Annotated in this window: 18 protein-coding genes; 13 read left to right on the top strand and 5 right to left on the bottom strand. The window is 70.4% G+C overall.

Features of this window, described 5'->3' with window-relative positions:
- Nucleotides 1-88: 88 nt before the first annotated feature.
- The gene (locus tag NO998_RS04840) at nt 89-268 is read left to right on the top strand and encodes a protein translocase SEC61 complex subunit gamma (protein ID WP_267645937.1); all 180 of its coding nucleotides are present in this window, start codon (nt 89-91) and stop codon (nt 266-268) included.
- Nucleotides 269-706 (top strand): transcription elongation factor Spt5, encoded by a 438-nt coding sequence (locus NO998_RS04835; protein ID WP_267645936.1) that lies wholly within the window; start codon nt 269-271, stop codon nt 704-706.
- A gap of 73 nt (nt 707-779) precedes the next feature.
- On the opposite strand, the gene NO998_RS04830 is transcribed toward NO998_RS04835, so the two are convergent.
- Nucleotides 780-1079 (bottom strand): DUF7565 family protein, encoded by a 300-nt coding sequence (locus NO998_RS04830; RefSeq protein ID WP_267645935.1) that lies wholly within the window; start codon nt 1077-1079, stop codon nt 780-782.
- Nucleotides 1080-1202: 123 nt separating this feature from the next.
- On the opposite strand from NO998_RS04830, the gene NO998_RS04825 reads away from it, so the two are divergent.
- Complete coding sequence (locus NO998_RS04825; RefSeq protein ID WP_267647186.1) at nt 1203-1937, top strand: PHP-associated domain-containing protein; 735 nt, start codon at nt 1203-1205, stop codon at nt 1935-1937.
- Here the strand turns inward: NO998_RS04825 and NO998_RS04820 are convergent.
- The 3 genes from NO998_RS04820 to NO998_RS04810 all read right to left on the bottom strand — a co-directional run bounded on the left by NO998_RS04820 (nt 1934) and on the right by NO998_RS04810 (nt 4249).
- A complete protein-coding gene (locus NO998_RS04820; protein ID WP_267645934.1) occupies nt 1934-2428 on the bottom strand; it encodes a metal-dependent hydrolase in 495 nt (164 codons plus the stop codon). The two genes, NO998_RS04825 and NO998_RS04820, sit on opposite strands and share 4 nt — an antisense overlap.
- A gap of 96 nt (nt 2429-2524) precedes the next feature.
- A complete protein-coding gene (locus tag NO998_RS04815) occupies nt 2525-3046 on the bottom strand; it encodes a CinA family protein (RefSeq protein WP_267645933.1) in 522 nt (173 codons plus the stop codon).
- 66 nt (nt 3047-3112) lie between these two features.
- The gene (locus tag NO998_RS04810) at nt 3113-4249 is read right to left on the bottom strand and encodes a tubulin/FtsZ family protein (RefSeq protein ID WP_267645932.1); all 1137 of its coding nucleotides are present in this window, start codon (nt 4247-4249) and stop codon (nt 3113-3115) included.
- An 86-nt stretch (nt 4250-4335) separates the two neighbouring features.
- On the opposite strand from NO998_RS04810, the gene NO998_RS04805 reads away from it, so the two are divergent.
- Genes NO998_RS04805 through NO998_RS04760 form a run of 10 tightly spaced genes read left to right on the top strand, consistent with a single transcriptional unit; the run spans nt 4336 to nt 15065 of the window.
- Nucleotides 4336-4788 (top strand): DUF7310 family coiled-coil domain-containing protein, encoded by a 453-nt coding sequence (locus NO998_RS04805; RefSeq protein ID WP_267645931.1) that lies wholly within the window; start codon nt 4336-4338, stop codon nt 4786-4788.
- On the top strand, nt 4785-5273 hold the full coding sequence (locus NO998_RS04800) for a DUF7311 family protein (RefSeq protein WP_267645930.1): 489 nt from the start codon (nt 4785-4787) through the stop codon (nt 5271-5273). Before NO998_RS04805 ends, NO998_RS04800 begins: the two co-directional genes overlap by 4 nt.
- Nucleotides 5248-7203 (top strand): ATPase, T2SS/T4P/T4SS family, encoded by a 1956-nt coding sequence (locus NO998_RS04795; protein WP_267645928.1) that lies wholly within the window; start codon nt 5248-5250, stop codon nt 7201-7203. Before NO998_RS04800 ends, NO998_RS04795 begins: the two co-directional genes overlap by 26 nt.
- Nucleotides 7203-8945 (top strand): type II secretion system F family protein, encoded by a 1743-nt coding sequence (locus NO998_RS04790; RefSeq protein ID WP_267645927.1) that lies wholly within the window; start codon nt 7203-7205, stop codon nt 8943-8945. The genes NO998_RS04795 and NO998_RS04790 overlap by 1 nt, the downstream gene beginning before the upstream one ends.
- Nucleotides 8946-8984: 39 nt before the next feature.
- Nucleotides 8985-9449: a DUF7283 family protein gene (locus tag NO998_RS04785; RefSeq protein WP_267645926.1), complete on the top strand. Its 465-nt coding sequence runs from the start codon at nt 8985-8987 to the stop codon at nt 9447-9449.
- Between the two features lie 13 nt (nt 9450-9462).
- The gene (locus NO998_RS04780; protein WP_267645925.1) at nt 9463-9828 is read left to right on the top strand and encodes a DUF7285 family protein; all 366 of its coding nucleotides are present in this window, start codon (nt 9463-9465) and stop codon (nt 9826-9828) included.
- Entirely contained in the window at nt 9825-10664 is an 840-nt protein-coding gene (locus tag NO998_RS04775; RefSeq protein WP_267645924.1) for a DUF7284 family protein, read from the top strand. The genes NO998_RS04780 and NO998_RS04775 overlap by 4 nt, the downstream gene beginning before the upstream one ends.
- A complete protein-coding gene (locus NO998_RS04770; protein ID WP_267645923.1) occupies nt 10661-13726 on the top strand; it encodes a DUF7286 family protein in 3066 nt (1021 codons plus the stop codon). The genes NO998_RS04775 and NO998_RS04770 overlap by 4 nt, the downstream gene beginning before the upstream one ends.
- A 35-nt stretch (nt 13727-13761) precedes the next feature.
- The gene (locus NO998_RS04765) at nt 13762-14187 is read left to right on the top strand and encodes a DUF5791 family protein (RefSeq protein ID WP_267645922.1); all 426 of its coding nucleotides are present in this window, start codon (nt 13762-13764) and stop codon (nt 14185-14187) included.
- Nucleotides 14187-15065 (top strand): SDR family oxidoreductase, encoded by an 879-nt coding sequence (locus tag NO998_RS04760; RefSeq protein ID WP_267645921.1) that lies wholly within the window; start codon nt 14187-14189, stop codon nt 15063-15065. Before NO998_RS04765 ends, NO998_RS04760 begins: the two co-directional genes overlap by 1 nt.
- Before the next feature lies 1 nt (nt 15066).
- Here the strand turns inward: NO998_RS04760 and NO998_RS04755 are convergent, their stop codons facing one another.
- Nucleotides 15067-16074, bottom strand: coding sequence for a DUF7115 domain-containing protein (locus NO998_RS04755; RefSeq protein ID WP_267645920.1), 1008 nt, complete (start codon nt 16072-16074; stop codon nt 15067-15069).
- Nucleotides 16075-16164 lie beyond the last annotated feature (90 nt).

Here is a 16164-nt window from a genome sequence, read left to right as displayed (position 1 = left end):
TTCGCGGGTCGTCCCCCACGCGACGCGTTGCTCCGTGGAGAGCACATTCAATAGATAGAAAAGGCGTCGGGCAGAACCTCACACCAAGATGGACGTCAAATACGACCTCTCGGAGTACGTACGCGTGCTCAAACTCGCGAGCACCCCCGAGTGGGAGGAGTTCTCGATGGTCGCCAAGATCGCCGGCGCCGGTATCTTCCTCATCGGCTTCCTCGGGTTCGTGATGTTCGCGATCATGACCTTCGTGCCGGGCGCGGGTGGTGTCTAGATGCCGATCTTCGCCGTCAAGACCACCGCCCGGCAGGAGGAGACCGTCGCCGACATGATCGCCAGCAAGGAGATGGCCGACATCCACGCCGTGCTGGCGCCGGACTCGCTCACCTCCTACGTGATGGTGGAAGCCGACGACGACTCCATCATCGAGCGCGTGCTCGAGGAGATCCCTCACGCCCGAGGGATGGTCCCCGGCACGTCGTCGATGACCGAGGTCGAGCACTTCCTCTCGCCGACCCCCGACGTGGAGGGCATCGCGGAGGGCGACATCGTCGAACTCATCGCCGGCCCGTTCAAGGGCGAGAAGGCACAGGTCCAGCGCATCGACGAGGGCAAGGACCAGGTGACCGTCGAACTCTACGAGGCGACGGTCCCGATCCCGGTCACGGTCCGCGGGGACCAGATCCGGGTGCTCGACTCCGAAGAACGGTAGTTCTTCGTGCAGACACGCGGCGCGTCGCGCCGTGAACCGGAACGGAAGCAGTCCCTTCTGACAGCGCCGACCCTTACTGCGAGCGGGCGTTCAGCTGTTCGACGACGCTCTGGAGGTCCGCGTTCGCCTCGATCTCCTCCTTGACGGCTTCCCTGGCACGCACGTCGCTGCTGTCGGCGTCGTAGGCGCGAACGTACTCCGATCGGGTGTGTTCGTCGAAGGCGTGGCGGATCGCGAAGTAGCCCTCGGGGACGATCGTGCCACAGACCGCACACTCGTGGCGTTGGTGCTCGGTCGTCTGGTGGACGATGACGGGTTCGGGGCCGTCGAACTCCCGGCCGCAGCCGGCGATCCCGCAGTTCCATCGACTCATAGGCGGTCTCTGGAGTGGTGTCGGCAAAAGGGTTCTCCCCGACCGCCGGCGGGGAAACACGGAGGCTATTTGGGCGCCGACCGACTCGAACGGAACGTGACTACGGCGACGACGCGGGTCGATATGCACGTCAAGACGCTCGACGGTCGAGTCGTCGAGCGGGCGAAAGCGCGCGGTCTCGACGTGCTCGTCTACGCCCCACACTTCGAGCGCCTCCCCGAGATCCGGAAGCGCGCCGAGCGCCACAGCGACGACGAACTGCTGGTGGTGCCGGGCCGAGAGATCTTCACGGGGAACTGGCAGAACCGGCGCCACCTGCTCGCGATAGGGCTCTCAGACCCCGTGCCGGACTTCATCTCCTTCGAGGGGGCGCTGTCGGCGATTGCCGAGCAGGGTGCGGCCCTCTGTGTCCCCCACCCGACGCTGTTGAACGTCAGCCTCGGGCGCCCGGAGGTCCGGGCCTACGCCGACCACATCGACGCCGTCGAGACGTACAACGCCAAGTCCCTGCCGCCGGTCAACAGTCAAGCCAAACGCGTCGCCGAGGAGGCCGGCCTGCCGGCTTTCGGCTCGTCGTACGCCCACCTCCGCGGCACTATCGGCGAGGCGTGGACCGCCTTCGAGACCGGGATCGAGCGCGAGATCGACCTCGTGGAGGCGCTCGTCTCGGGAGTCGACCGGCGAGTCGTGCACCGGGCCGGGCCGAGCCACCGGCTCCGGAACCTCGCTGAGTTCGCCCACCTCGGCTACGAGAACTCGTGGGGGAAGATCAACCGACTGTTCCTCTCGGGCACCGAGCCCACCCACCCCGACCACATCGCGTACGGCGGCCGGTTCGACGACGTCGCCGTCTACTAGATCATCGTCGTGACGCCGCCCAGTTCGAGCCCCGGCGGGAGATAGCCCGGGAGCACGTGGACGAACAGGGCGAACACGCCGACCTCGATCAGCGTGACGACGATAGTGACCACGTCGGCGTAGGTGCTCGACGTGGTGACGCCCGTCGGCGAGCCGAACTCCTCGCTCCAGAACGGGTAGAACAGCGCGATCCCGCGCTTGCTCCCCAGCATGTCGAGCACGTAGTGACTCAGGATCCCCGCCCAGACGAAACTCAGGTTCCCGAAGAAGACCGGGTATGCGAGCGCGATCCCGAGCACCGGGAGGTTGTGCAGCGTCTTCCGGTGTTTGCCGAAGGCGGTGTCCACGTCGGGGAACAGCGCCCCGAGCACCAGCGGCAGCGACACTTCCCCGATGGCGACGAACGTCTCCACGTCCCCCGAGGGCTCCAACACGTACCCCACGCCGATGGCCAGCAGGATGGCGTTGAGTACGTGCCCTTTCTTGTTCATGTAGGGTCAAGCGAGCGGGTCGGCACAAAGCGTTTCGGCCGGAGACGGCTCAGAACCCCGCGATCGTGTCGCTACAGCTGGACGAACGGCACCCAGTCAGCGGTCCGACAGATCGGCGTCGGACAGCAGCAGTTCCAGTGCTTTCCGCGCGATCTGTTCTTTGATCTCGGTCCGCGAACCGTCGAAGACGTGGCGGGAGACCTCGGTGTAGGAGCCACCGGTCCCCCAGTCGGCGGCGTAGGCGCGGCCGATGAACACCGTTCCAACGGGTTTCTCCTCGCTGCCACCCTCGGGACCGGCGATCCCCGTCGTCGAGAGGCCGAACGTCGCTCCCGCGGTGTCCCTGACGCCGGCGGCCATCTGTTCGGCGACTGGTGCCGAGACGGCGCCGTGGCCGTCGAGGCTCTCCCGGGAGACCGCCAACTCGGTCAGCTTTGCGTCGTAGGAGTAGGTGACGACCGAGCGGTCGAAGTAGTCCGAGGAGCCCGGCACGTCGGTCAGGAGCGACCCGATCAGGCCGCCCGTACAGGACTCGGCGACGGCGACGGTGGCGTCACGCTCCCGGAGGGCGTCACCGATGCGTTGCTCGATCGGCGGGTCGTCGGCGTACTCGCGCATAGGCCGACTCCGGTCGCCGGGGAGAAATAGGCGACGGGCGAGGCGGCGACGCCCCTCCCGGAGAGATCAGAACAGGTCGTCCAGTTCGTCGTTCTGGAACGACGCGGCGGCGTCGCGCTTGGCAGCGCCTTCGTCCCGTTCGTCCCGGGCGTCGGCCTGTGCCTCCGCGGCGCGGTTCATGAACTCCTTGATCCGGGGGGAGCGTTCGACGCCGCTCAGCAGGACCAACGAGGAGATCGCGTCGGTCTCGAGCGGGAAGTCCCCGCCGCGGACCTCCATGCTGCCGGTCTCCTCTTCGACCCACGAGCGGGCCCGCTCGACCCCCTTCCGAGAGAGGGTGTCCGGGCGGCCGGCGACGACGAGGAGGGCGGCGTCGGCCGCCGTCGCGTCGGGAAGGCTGGTCCCGGTCAGCAGCGCCTGTCGAGTCGTACTCGTGACCACGTTGACGTTGTCGTCGGCGTCCTCGCTGGCCGGGGACTCGGCGTACCCGACGGCAGCGAGCCCCCCCTTCCGGAGGGTGTTGATGACCTCGCTGGTGTCGACGACGCTCTGGGCCACGTCCCGGTCGACGCCGCCGCCCCCGAGACCGAGCGAGCGATCCTCGATGGGTTCGCCGGCCGCGAGCAGTAGCCCGACACGGCGCGCAATGCGCTCGTTGATCGACGCCATCCCCTCGGCGACGCTGTCGCCGCTCTCGCGCCACGCGTCGTTGTCGATCAGGAGCACCGAGTCGGCCTCGCGGGCGAGCGTCTTGAGCGAGCGGCCGGCGTTCGCCTGATAGAGCGACCCTTCGTCCCGACCGGGGAGGATGCCGATGGTGTATATCGGTACGTCGTAGATCCGTTTGAGCTCCTTCGCGAGCACCGGCGCGCCCCCCGAACCCGTCCCACCACCTAGCCCCGCGACGACGAACACCGCCTCCGTCGCCGAGTCAATCTTGTCGCCGAGGGCGTTGACCACCTCGTCGGCGTCGCGCTGCATCACCTCGGCGCCGAGTTCGTTGTCGCCGCCGACGCCGTGGCCCTTCACCACGTCCTGGCCGATCAACACCGTCTCGAGCGGGAGGTTCTGGAGGTCCGCTTTCGCACTGTTGACCGCGAGGGCGTCGCGCACGGCGTGAAAGCCCATCTCGTCGTCGTACTCGGCGAGGGCAGTCGTCACCTTTCCACCCGCCTGCCCCACACCGACGAGGACCGTCTTCATGAACGCTCGTTCACTCCCACGGGTTGTTAAGCTTCGCCCGGGTGCCCCCCTGAACCTTATCTCCGATCGGGCGAGCACCCAGCGACATGGTCGACAGCGAGGACCTCGAACGACGGCTCGCGGCGGTCGAACGCGCACTCGGCGACGGCGACGACGGAGCCGTCGGCGACAACGACATCGACGCCGTCTCGCGCGGGCACGACGTCGACGGACGGCTCGATACGCTCGAAACGCGGGTCGAGGAACTGGACGCCGCTCTACAGGCGGTCCGTGGGTTCCTCGGCGGCGTCTCCGCGGTGAACGAGTCCGTCGAGCGCCGCGCTGACGCCGCCGTCGCCGCCGTCGATCGGTTGGAGACGGAGATCCACGGGGACACCGAAGGCAGCATCGAGGAGCGTTTCGGCGAGGACAGTGACGAGCGGGCGACTGCTAACGAGTACGGATGTGACCGCTCCAGCGACCGCGAGTCGGTAGACGACGGAGGTACCGAGAGCGCGTCGAACCACGGGCTTCGGGAGCGACTCCGGGGCCTGCGGTGATCCGTGTGCTCCTCGCCGTCGCGCTGGCTGCCGCACTCTTCGGGGCCGCAGTCCCGGCGGTCGAGTCGGCGGCGACGGATCGAACACGTGCCAGCCTCGACCGGGATCTCGACCGGCTGGCGCGTGCGGGCCACTCGCTGCTCGCCGAGGACGATCCGGGCGCACGGCGGACGGTACGCATCACGCTCCCGGGGGCGTCGTTGACCGCCGCCGGCGTCGAGCGCTTCGCGGTGGGGTGTCGTTCGAACTGTGCGGTTCGGTACACCCTCGATGGCGGCGGGTCACGGACGTACCGCCTCGCGCTCCCGCTGACGACCGCCGACGGACCGATCCGGTTCGGAACGCCCGGCGAGTACCGACTGACGCTGACGCTCGTCGACGGCGTCGACGGTCGGGTCGTCCGAGTCGCCGCCGACTCCCTGCCGAGGACTCAAGTACGAGACCGGGACCAACGACCCCATGTCACTGTTCACGCGGGCACCTGAGGAGGCGTGTCGCTGCCGAGCGTCGTTCGTCGAGGTCGGAGGAACGGGCGTCGAGGACCGCGTTGAACTCCGTGTGGACGCCGACGGCTGCTCGGGAGGTGGCGATCTCGCATCGTCGTCGCCCTGCCGCGGGACCGTCGTCGACGCGCTGGCGGACCGGGACGCCGACGCCGTCCGCAGCCGATCGGGCGGCTACGAGCGCTGGTACGCCGACGACGCGGTGGCGCTCCTCACCGCTGCCGGGCGCTTCGTTGCGCTGGCGAGCCACCACGACGACGCCATCGCCGCGACGGCGCGAACCGACCCGCTGGCGGCGGCACACGAGGCCGCCGGGCGAGCGGGTCCGATTGGTCGACTCGCCGGGGAAACGGGTCTCGCCGCCGGTGCCGAGTGCGTGGACGATGACGACGTGTTCCGCTCCCACGGCGGCCCCGTGATCGCTCGCTGTCGAGTCGACCACCGATCACCCGCCGGGGCGCGACTCCGTGATACCGAACCGATCCCGACGGGGGGAACGGTCAGGCGGTACGCGTTGGGCACGGAGTCACCCACGGGTGACGACTCACTCTACCACCTCACACCGGCCTCGGCGTCGTTCGACCCGGAGGCGTTCGAACTACTCGACGAGGCGGCGTCGTGGCTCGCCGACGCCGGGGGCTCCGGAGCGTTCGGGCCGGCGAGAGCCGTCCGGGCAGTCGCCGACGACGGGCGCCCCGTCGAGGCACTTACCGAAACACTCCGGAAACACACCCGCGGAGTGGGCGTGCTGGCGGACCTGTTCGCCGACGCTCGCGTCTCGGATGTCTACATCACCGCTCCCGTGACGGCGACGCCGGTCCGGGTCGTCGTCGACGACGAGACGATGCCGACGAACGTGCGGCTCACGCCGGAGGGCGTCACGACGCTGGCCTCACGGGTTCGGCGGGCGAGCGGCCGCGCGTTCTCGCGGGCGAGTCCGCAGGTCGACGCCGGGATTCCGGTTGGTCCACCCGGGGAGCAAGAGCAGGTTCGCGTGGCAGGCGTGACCCGACCGCTCTCTCCGGGTACGGGGTTCGCGCTCCGGCGCCACGACGCGACGCCGTGGACGCTGCCCCGGCTCGTGGCGACTGGCTCGCTCTCGGCGCGTGCGGCCGCGCTGCTCTCACTCGCCGTCGAGCGGGGCGCCGCCGGACTCGTCGCGGGCGCCCGAGGTGCCGGGAAGACGACCACGCTCGGTGCGCTTCTCTGGGCGCTCCCACGGCGAACGCGGACGGTGTTGATCGAGGACACGCCCGAACTCCCGGCCGCGGCGCTGCAGGCGGCGGGCCGCGACGTGCAGGCACTCAGCGTCGCGCGCGGCGACGGCGCCACCGGCGAGACGACACCCGATTCGGCGCTCCGGACGGCGCTCCGGTTAGGCGAGGGCGCCCTCGTCGTCGGCGAGGTGAGGGGCGAGGAGGCCGGAACGCTGTACGAGGCGATGCGGGTCGGCGCCGCATCGGGGACGGTGCTCGGAACGGTCCACGGCGACGGTGCCGAGGCGATCCGAACCCGGATGACCGAGGACCTCGGCGTGAAGGAGTCGGCGTTCGGGGCGACGGGGTTCGTTCTCACCGTGGCCGACACCGACCGTGGTCGCCGCGCCGTCGCCCTCGAGGAAGTAGAGGCGGTCGACGGTGGAACCGATATCCAGCCGTTGTTCACGCTCGACGACCGCGGGGACCTCACCCCGACGGGTCGGCTCGACCGTGGGGAAAGCAGTCTGCTCGCCGGGATGTCGACACCGGACGAGCGTTACACGGACGTACTGGCACGACTTCGCGAGCGGGCCGACCACTTGCGTTCGCTCGCCGACGACGGCGTAGTCCGGCCCTCGACGATCCGCGCAGAACGGATGGAACGGGGCGCTGGAGTGGAGAGGATGACCGAGGAGGGGGTGGGAACGTGGTAGTGGACCAGCGCGATGTCGAACGAGTCGTTGTGCGGGTCGCTGCTTCGTGGCCCCGAGGGCCCGAACCACCGTCAGACCTCGTCGAGGCCTGTGACCGCCTCGGGTGGCCGGATGCGGCCGAACTCGTCGCCGCCGGCGAGGTGGTCGGCGCGGTTGCACTCATCGGGGCCGGCGCCGTCGCCGCCGTGATTTCGCCGGGGCTGCTGCCACTCGCGCTCGTGGCCGGTATCACCCCGCTACTCGCCACGCGTCAGGTCCCCCCAGCGATGGCGGCGGTAGCGACGACCCGCGCCGTCGGCGAGGCGCCCGCCCTGTTCGGCCGTCTGACGTTGCGACTCCGAATCGAGCCGAATCTGGAGCGGGCCGTCGAGTTCGCCGGCGGCGGCGACACCCTCGCAGGTTCCTTGCAGGCGCACGCCCGTCGGTCCCGCGGGACGCCGGACGCGGGGTTCCAGTCGTTCGCGGCCGAGTGGGGTGACCGCGCCCCGAGCATCGAGCGGGCGGCCGCATTGGTCGTCGACGCTGCCGAGGCGCCGGCCGAGGCACGCGAACGGGCGTGTGAACGGGCGCTGGAGACGGTCCGCGCTGGGGTCGAGGAACGCGCCGCTGCCTTCGCCGGCGACGTACGGCCGGCGTTGACGGGGCTTTACGCGTTCGGCGTGTTGCTGCCGCTCGCGCTCGTCGGCGTGCTTCCGGCAGCGAGACTCGCCGGCGTAAGACTCGGTGTCAGCACACTGGCCGTGTTGTACGACGTCATCCTCCCCGGCGGCTTGATCACAGCGAGTGGCTGGCTGCTCGCCCGGCGGCCGGTCTCCTTCCCACCGGCGCCGGTCGACAGCACACATCCGGACGTTCCCGACCGTCGGTTGGCGGCCAGCCTGCTCGGAGCGGCGACAGGGACACTCGCCGGTGTCGTTTGTCTGGTCGTCCTCCCGTGGGCAGCACCGGTCGGTGCGCTCGGTGTCGGTGGCGGCGTGGCGCTCGTGTGGCTGTTCGCTCCGGCGAGGGAACTCCGACGCGAACTCCGCGCGGTCGAGTCCGGCATACCGGACGCGCTCTCGCTGGTCGGGCGGCGTGTCGCGGACGGGGTGGCGGTCGAGCGGGCGCTCGAAGAGGTCGCCGACGAACTGCCGGGGCCTGCAGGCGAGTTGATCGAGGAGGCAGTCGGACGGCTGGAGCGACTGGGACTGCCCGTCGAGGGCGGGTTCTTCGGTCGGTTCGGCGCGCTGCATGACGTACCGAGCCCACGGGCCCGCTACGCCGGTCGGCTGTTCGGTGTCGCCGCGACGGAAGGGGAACCGGCGGGTGACGCCCTGATCGCGGCCGGCGAGCACCTGCGGGAACTCGCGCGAGTCGAACGCGACGCGCGCCGCGAACTGGCGTCCATCACCGGGACGCTGTCGAACACGGCCGCCCTCTTCGGCCCGCTCGTCGGCGGCGTGTCGGTGGCGATGGTGGGTCGGCTCCCCGACGCCGGCCGCTCGGTCCGTGGCACGGCTGCGGGGACAGCGACAGCCACCGGGACGACGCCCGCTTCCGGCGAGGCGGCACTCGACATCGCGGCTATCGGTCCAGTCGTCGGCCTGTACGTCCTCTTGCTGGCAGCCATTCTGACCGGGCTGGCAACCGCGTTGGAACGCGGTCTCGACCGCTCGCTGATCGGCTACCGGGTCGGTATCGCGCTCCCGACGGCGACGGCGGCGTACGTCGCGGCGGTCGTCGCCGCCGGGACGCTGCTCTGAGCCGAGAGTTCAAGTGGGAGAATGGGGCCACTCCGCCCCGTGCTCTCTTTCCCGACCGACTCGCCGGCGCTCCACGCCGGCCTCGTGCTCGCTGCAGTCGCGTTCATCGCGGTCGCCGGGTCGCTCCCGGCCCGCCCCGCACCGGACGCCGGTGGCGTCGCCGACACCGTCGACCGCGTCGCCGTCGCGGAGGCACCGTCTATCACGACTCACGGACATGCAGCCGACAGCGTCAGGCTCCGACCCGACGGGATCGCGCTCCGGAACGAGGGCGGCACCGCGCACGCGACCTTCGCGTTCGGTCCCATCGTGCCCGTTCGAGACGGACCACTCCGGGCGGTGCTCGCAGGAACTGCACCCCAGACCGCCTTCTCCGACCGTGACGCGTTCATCGCCGCGGTCGAGGCAGCACGGAACCGCGATCCACGGTGGGTCGCGTCCGAGAAAATCACCGTTACGGGGGTGAGTTGGGATGGGGAGCGCTTTACCCTCGTCGGCGTCTGAGCGCCGTGGGCAGGTGTCGCCGACGGCGGCGCTGGTCGCCGTCACGGCCATCGGCCTCGGACTCTCGCTGTACGCCACCGCCTTCGCCGGCGCCGTCCCGACGACCCACCGCGACGTAGCAACGCCGACGCTCTCGGCAGTTCACGATGTCGTCGCACCGGCTGGCGTCGCTGCCCCAGGAGAGGTAGCCCCCTCGACGAGTGTCGGGCCCGACGGGTGGGAACTCTACGTCGAACTGCGTGCCGGAGACCGACGGTGGAGTGCCGGGCCGGCACCGAAACCAACGGCCGAGTCACGGGCCGCAGACCGCCGCGTACCGATCCGGATCAGTCCCGGCCAGGTCAGGTCGGGGTGGCTTCGAGTGGTGATTCACCGATGACCAGCGCAGCGCTGGACGCCTGTCTGTGTCTGCTGTTGCTCAGCGCCGCCGCCGTCACCGTCACGAGCGCGCCAACGCCGGAGGCCGGCCCTGGCGACGCCAACCGTGCCGACGCAGTCGCCGAGACGCTGGCCGCGACGACTGCGGAGGTTCCGTACCGGCTGCGACCGGTTCCCGGATCGGCCGGCGACGACAACCCCGAGCTCCGCCGGGTCGCTCACGGCACACTCGTCTCGCTGTTGGCCGACGCCGCCGTTCGGACGGTTCACGTCGACGGCGAAGCGCTCACCGGGACGAGCGAGGGGTTCGCGGCGGCGGTTCGGGAGACTGTCGCCGAACAACTGCCGCCACGGACTCGTGTCGAGGTGACGTGGGAGCCGGTCCCGGGCGGTGACGTGGGCCGTGCGTTCGCGGTCGGACCGTCGCCGCCCCCGGACGCAGACGTGTACGCGGCGACCGTGTTCGCACCGAGTGGGGTCGATGGACTGACAGACCGAGAGACCGCGAACCAGTCCCCCGACGCGATCGGTCGTGCCGCGGCCGAGTCGCTGGTCGCCGGGCTCCTGCCGCCCGAGAAGGGGCGGCTGGCGCTTGCCGGTGACCCACCGGTAGACGACCTCGTGCGCCATCGCTACCAGCGGGTGGACGAGCAGTACGGCGTGGATACGGACGAAGCGATCGATCGAGGCGCCACTCACGCCGCGAACCGACTGATCGCGGCGGCGATGGCCGACAGGATCGCCGCAGACCTCCGTGGCCCGGGTGATTCAGACGAGGTGACCGTCAGGCTCGAACTGGAGACTGTCGAGATCTCCGTACGGACGTGGTCGCCGTGAGCTTCTGTGACGACCGACGCGGCCGGGTCCCTTTCGCGCTGATCGGCGTGTTGGTGCTGCTCGGCGCCTCGGTATACGCGACGGGCGTCGCCGACCGTTCGGCGCCGTCGGTCGAACGACCCGCCGGAGCGGCGATGGACGACGTGAGCCGTGATACCCGTCCGGCACTACGGGCCGCAGTCCGTACCGCCGCCCGGGAATCCGCTCTCGAACCGGTGACCGCGCCGGCCGATACGCCGGCCGGCCGGGCAGTGAACGAGTCAGCGCCCTTCGCCGACGCGCTTCGACTCAGGATCGCCGCAGAGGCTCGCGAGGCCCTCTCGGGGATCACCCGCCGGCGGAACGGAGTCACCGCAACGGCGGGGCTTCCCGCGATCGATGGCGCGACTGAGTCGTTCCGGCGGGCCAAACGCGGGGTCGACGTGCGACCGACAGACGGCGGAGCGTCGATGGTCGTCACGCTCCGGAACGTCACGATACGGGCCCACAACGACGGCCGAGTCGTCGCCGAACGGCGCCAAAACGTCAGTCTGACCGTCGCCACACCGACGCTGGCGCTCCACCGGCGAACCGAACGGTACGAGAGACGGCTGAACCGTGGCGCGATCGCCGGACCAGGGCTCGCACGAGGGCTGACCGGGCGGCTGACGGCGATAACGATGGCGCGAGCCTACGGGCGCTACGGCGGGGCGCCGATACAGAACGTGCTCGGGAACCGCCACGTGGCGCTCTCGACGAACGCCGCACTCCTCGCCCAACAGCGGGCAGCGTTCGGCCGCGCCGACCCCGACGGGGAACGGGCCGTCGGCGTGGCGACAGTCCGGGTCGGCGTGCTCGACGTGCTCGGCGGCCGCCACGGTGCTGCCGCCGACTGGACGAAGACGCTCCTCGACCCGGGCGCCGTCGGAACCGATACGGACCCGGCGGCGGAGAGCGGGTTCGACCCCCGACCACCGGATGCGCCGCCGATCACCGCCGAACCAGTTGCCGCGGCCGACGAGGCGTTCCTCGCGAGCGAGCAACCGGACACCGCCGGGAGTTACCGCGTCCGTGCCCGACTTCGGACGGAGGTTCTGAACCGTTCGAGCGAACCCCGGACGCCCGCAAGGCTGGAAAACTGGACGCTCCTGACCGAACGGACGAGCGAGCGGACGAGAGTCACCGTCGTCGCCCATCCCTCGACACGCACCGGCGCGACCGTCGAGACGGTGCGCAAGGTGACGACCCGTCACACCATCGAGCGGCGCTGGTACCGCAACGGGACGTTCCGGACGACGACCGACGAGTGGGACGAGACTGTCCACGTGGCCGTGCATGTCGGGGCAATGTACGCGCCCGACGACACGGCACTGGACCGGCGGACGGAACCGCTGTTCGAGCGCGGCGGCGCTCTCGACGGCCCGAACCTCGTCGGTGCTCGCCGGCGTGCAGCAGAGGCGCTGGTCGAAGCGAACGGCGGCATCGACGCCATCGCAGAAACCGTCGCTCGGGCGGGCGGCAATGGGCGTTCCCTCGAACACTCGCGGACCGTCACCGGGGCGCGGCCCGACGGTCTCGACGCGTGGATCACCGCGGACCTTCGGGGGCTCCGCCAGCGGGTCGCGAACGTCTCGGTCTCGGTGCCGCGCCGGGCGGTCGCCGTCGGCGAGGCGAACGCACCTGCGCTGTTGGCAGAACGACTGCGGGTGCGCCGGACGGCGCTACTCGACGCCCCGGAGAGTTACGACGGCGTCGCCGACCGAGCACGAGTCGCCGCGCGGGCAGCGTTCCTCGACCGCGTCCTCGCGTCGCTGGAGGACCGAGCCGCGAACACGCGCGGTCGGAACGTCGACTACCGCGAGGAACTCCCCGGTCGGGTCACAGGGTCGCTCTCGGAACTGATCGCCCTCGGCCGGGAGGGGGCGGACGACGTGCCACCCGTCGGAACGCACCAGCGCGGGCAAAGCGGTGACGACGGCCTCTCGATGACGCCTGACGGCTCGCCAGCCTACCTCACCCTCGAACCGGTCGACCACGAACGGGTGCCGAGCGTCCCGGCCGGCGAGTCGGCGCACCCGCTCACGGCACGGACGACGAACTGGGTCGCCATGCCGTACGGCGACGTTGCCGACGGCCTCGTGGACACGCTGTTCGGGGGCGGCGATCGACAGGTGAGCCTCGGCACTGCGGCGGCGACCTTGATCGCGGCGAACCGGACTGCGCCGGCCGGCACGCAGACGAACGGGTCGGCGGTACTGGCTGGCACCCGTGAGGAACTCGTTGTCGCAGTCCGCCGGTCGACGTTGGACGCGGAACGGGCAGCCTGTGACGCCGCCCTGGAGGGCACAGCGATCGAACGGGACCGTTGTCGGGCGGCAGTCGTCGACACCCGAAGCCGCTGGTCGACGCTGGGCCACCGGGCGCAGGCGATGGCGAACGGGAGCTACGCCGCCGCGTTCGCCGATTCCTTGGCGGCTGGGGGCGTCGACGCCGCGACGGCCGACGAAGCGGCAGTCCGTGTGCGGGTCCGGCTCCGCGAACTCGACGCCGAGCGGGAGACGAGCGTGCCCGCCGCGACCACCAACCGAACCGCGTCGGCGACACAGCGGCTGGCCGAACGACTGGTTCGCCAGCAGGCGAGTGCACTGACGGAGAACGCCAGCCGGCGTGCGATGCGACGGCTCACTGGGGCGTCCCGGCTGCCGGCCGGCGTCCCGGTCGCACCGCCGCCGTACCCTTGGATCGCGACCGCGAACGCCTGGAGCGTCACCGTCCGCGGGGAGTACGGGCGGTTCGCTGTGCGAGCGGCGGGCACCGGCCCGGACGGGAGTGGGGGCGTGGTTCGCTACGTCCGGGACGGATCGACGGTTCGCTTCGACGCCGACGGCGACGGCGAGGCGGAGGTCCTCGGCAGGAACGAACGCGTATCGTTCGACGCATCGACGACGGTCGTCGCCGTCGTCCCGTCGGGACCGCCCGGCGTCGGCGACGTCGACGGGAACCGGGACGAACAGTCGCCCGGGTGGCCCTGTCCTGGCGTGGAGCACGGCGACGCCTGCGAGGACGGTAACCAGCCGGAGTAACAACCGTTTTGCCCGGGCGACGCCCACAGGCGGCTATGTTGCACGACGTAGCCGAGGCCGGCGAGGAGCTGTCGCCGTCGGCGCTCCGGGCGACGTACTTCGCGGAACTGGCGGCGGTCGTCGCGGAACTGGGCGTCGACACCGTCGTCGGTGCCACGGGGCTCGACCGGGACACGGTGGCGGCGCTCGCCGACGGTGATGAACCGGAGCTCACCCTCGAAGAGGCGGCCGCGGTGCTCGCACTCGAGGACGGCGCGCCGGACGCCGAATCGATCGCGTGGGAGGCCCGCGATCACGTCCTGATGGGGATGTCGGCGGCGGTCGTCGACGTCGACACCATCGCTCGCGAGACGGATCTCGACCTCGACGGCAAGGAGATACAGCAACTGATCGAAGGGCGGCTGCCGGCGACCCTCGCCCAGTTCGCCGCTGTCCAAGCGTACGTCGACGCCCGACGCTGATGCACGTCCTGATACTCGGCTGTGGCTACGTCGGCCGGGAACTCGGACGGCAGTTGCTCGACGCGGGACACACCGTCACCGGCGTCGTCCGCTCGGAGTCGAGTGCCGACGCCGTCGAGGCTGCTGGCGTCAGCGCGGTTCAGGCTGATCTGACCGACCCGAAAGCAGTGGGGTCGCTCCCCGACGCGGACGCGCTGGTCTTCGCCGCATCGGCGGGCCGCGGGAGCGTCGAAAGGGCGCGTTCGCTCTACGTCGACGGCCTCGGCGCCGTCGTCACCGAGTTCACGGGGCGCGATCAGTTGCCCGAACGGCTGCTGTTCACCTCCACGACCGGCGTCTACGGCGACCACGACGGTGACTGGGTGGACGAATCGACGCCGGTCGCCCCGGAGCGACCCAAAGCCGCGGTGATCGCTGAGGCCGAGGCGCTCGTCCACCGGAGCGAGTTCGATAGCACCGTGGCGCGCTTCGCCGGGCTCTACGGCCCGGGTCGCTACCGGATCGAGTCGTACCTCGACTCGGTGACGGCGGGCTGGCGGAACTCGGTCCACCGCGACGACGCCGCCGGCGCGCTGGCGTGGTTCCTGACCGAAGACGTCGCCCGCGGGGAGACCGTCCTCGTGAGCGACGGCACGCCCGTCGACCGCTGGGCGTTCGCCGACTGGCTGGCCGAGCAGTGTGGCGAGCCGGAACCGGAGAAACTGACCGTCGAAGAGCGACTTGCGGGCGTCTCCGGATCGTCGGGGCTGCGCGTCGCCAGTCAGAAACGATGCCGGAACGACCGGCTGTTGGAACTGGGGTACGAGCCGACGTTCCCGTCCGTCTACGAGGGGTACGAGCCGGCTATCGACGCCTACCGGCGTAACGAGGAGCCGTAACTCAGCGGCCCTGTCGGAGCTCCTCGATCAACTGCTCGATCAGGTCGTTCTGCCGTTCGAGTTCTGCCTGCTGTGTCTCGATGACGCTCCGGAGGTCGTCGATCTCCGCGGCGAGGTCATCGATACCGGGGTCGGTGGCGGTCGCCGCCGTCTCGGCGTCAGCAGCCGACGTGTCGGTCGCGCGGCTGGCTTCCTGGGCTACCTGCTCGATGATCCGGTCGGTGGTGTTGTTGGCCGTTCCGTCCGATGGGGCTTCGGCGTCGTCGCTGGCGTCGCCGTCGTCGGCGTCGGTTCCGGTATCGCCGAACAGGTCTGGGCCCTCCCCGAACGGAGAGTTGGACTCCGTCGATTCGGCGTCGGCCTCCTCGTCGGCTTCCGTCTGTGCCCTGAGTTCCGCCACGTCCCGAACGTCGTGGTAGGAGAGCAGCGCGTCGGTGATGGCGGCCTCGACCGCTCGAGCCTCGTCGTTCGGTGCTTTGAACCGCTCCTGGCGGCCGTCGTGGGTGAGGACGACGCTGGTGGCGACGTTGCCGGGTTCGAACTCAAGGTCGGTCACGTTCTCGAAGGCGTACTCCTCGTGTTCCTCGTCCCAGACGGCCTGGCCGATGTGTTTGACCACACGTCTGTCGGTGACGATGAGGGTGAGCTCAGAGAAGCGGAACGTTCGCTTGACCGTCTCGCCGGGGTCGGTGATCCCGTGGGCGTCGAGGACGCCGGCGAGCAGCGGGTGGAGTACCGCGTCGAGTTTGTCCTTCGGGAGCGCGAGCGTCTCCTCGCCGTCGAGGCCGTAGTCGATGGTGAGTTTGGCCTTGCGGCGACCCGTCGAGAGGGAGATGCGTTCGGCGTCGTGGGCGAACTCCTCGACGGTTTCGTCGGAGAGCAGCCCTTCAGCGCGGTAGACCAGCGTCCGGGTGGGCGTGACCACGAGGCGGTCGTCGCCACCCAGTGTGACCTCCGCGACCGGCTCCTCGCCGTCGAGGTACTGCGTGAGGGTCTCCGGCAGGGTCATGCTCTTGCGTTCACGCCCCACGGCATAAATCCGCGTGGCTCGACGGCCGGCGGAGATGGCAGGGTTTAAGTCCGAGATGCGATTACCCCA

Source organism: Halolamina litorea (assembly GCF_026616205.1).
Lineage (GTDB): Archaea > Halobacteriota > Halobacteria > Halobacteriales > Haloferacaceae > Halolamina > Halolamina litorea.
This window is presented reverse-complemented; position numbering and strand designations above follow the sequence as displayed.

What these genes read in the sequence shown, in the direction of transcription:
- NO998_RS04835 (WP_267645936.1), top strand. Translation starts at nt 269, where the DNA reads ATGCCGATCTTCGCCGTCAAGACCACCGCCCGGCAGGAGGAGACCGTC.
- NO998_RS04795 (WP_267645928.1), top strand. Translation starts at nt 5,248, where the DNA reads ATGTCACTGTTCACGCGGGCACCTGAGGAGGCGTGTCGCTGCCGAGCG.
- NO998_RS04815 (WP_267645933.1), bottom strand. Translation starts at nt 3,046, where the DNA reads ATGCGCGAGTACGCCGACGACCCGCCGATCGAGCAACGCATCGGTGAC.
- NO998_RS04775 (WP_267645924.1), top strand. Translation starts at nt 9,825, where the DNA reads ATGACCAGCGCAGCGCTGGACGCCTGTCTGTGTCTGCTGTTGCTCAGC.
- NO998_RS04810 (WP_267645932.1), bottom strand. Translation starts at nt 4,249, where the DNA reads ATGAAGACGGTCCTCGTCGGTGTGGGGCAGGCGGGTGGAAAGGTGACG.
- NO998_RS04805 (WP_267645931.1), top strand. Translation starts at nt 4,336, where the DNA reads ATGGTCGACAGCGAGGACCTCGAACGACGGCTCGCGGCGGTCGAACGC.
- NO998_RS04825 (WP_267647186.1), top strand. Translation starts at nt 1,203, where the DNA reads ATGCACGTCAAGACGCTCGACGGTCGAGTCGTCGAGCGGGCGAAAGCG.
- NO998_RS04765 (WP_267645922.1), top strand. Translation starts at nt 13,762, where the DNA reads ATGTTGCACGACGTAGCCGAGGCCGGCGAGGAGCTGTCGCCGTCGGCG.
- NO998_RS04820 (WP_267645934.1), bottom strand. Translation starts at nt 2,428, where the DNA reads ATGAACAAGAAAGGGCACGTACTCAACGCCATCCTGCTGGCCATCGGC.
- NO998_RS04755 (WP_267645920.1), bottom strand. Translation starts at nt 16,074, where the DNA reads ATGACCCTGCCGGAGACCCTCACGCAGTACCTCGACGGCGAGGAGCCG.
- NO998_RS04830 (WP_267645935.1), bottom strand. Translation starts at nt 1,079, where the DNA reads ATGAGTCGATGGAACTGCGGGATCGCCGGCTGCGGCCGGGAGTTCGAC.
- NO998_RS04760 (WP_267645921.1), top strand. Translation starts at nt 14,187, where the DNA reads ATGCACGTCCTGATACTCGGCTGTGGCTACGTCGGCCGGGAACTCGGA.
- NO998_RS04840 (WP_267645937.1), top strand. Translation starts at nt 89, where the DNA reads ATGGACGTCAAATACGACCTCTCGGAGTACGTACGCGTGCTCAAACTC.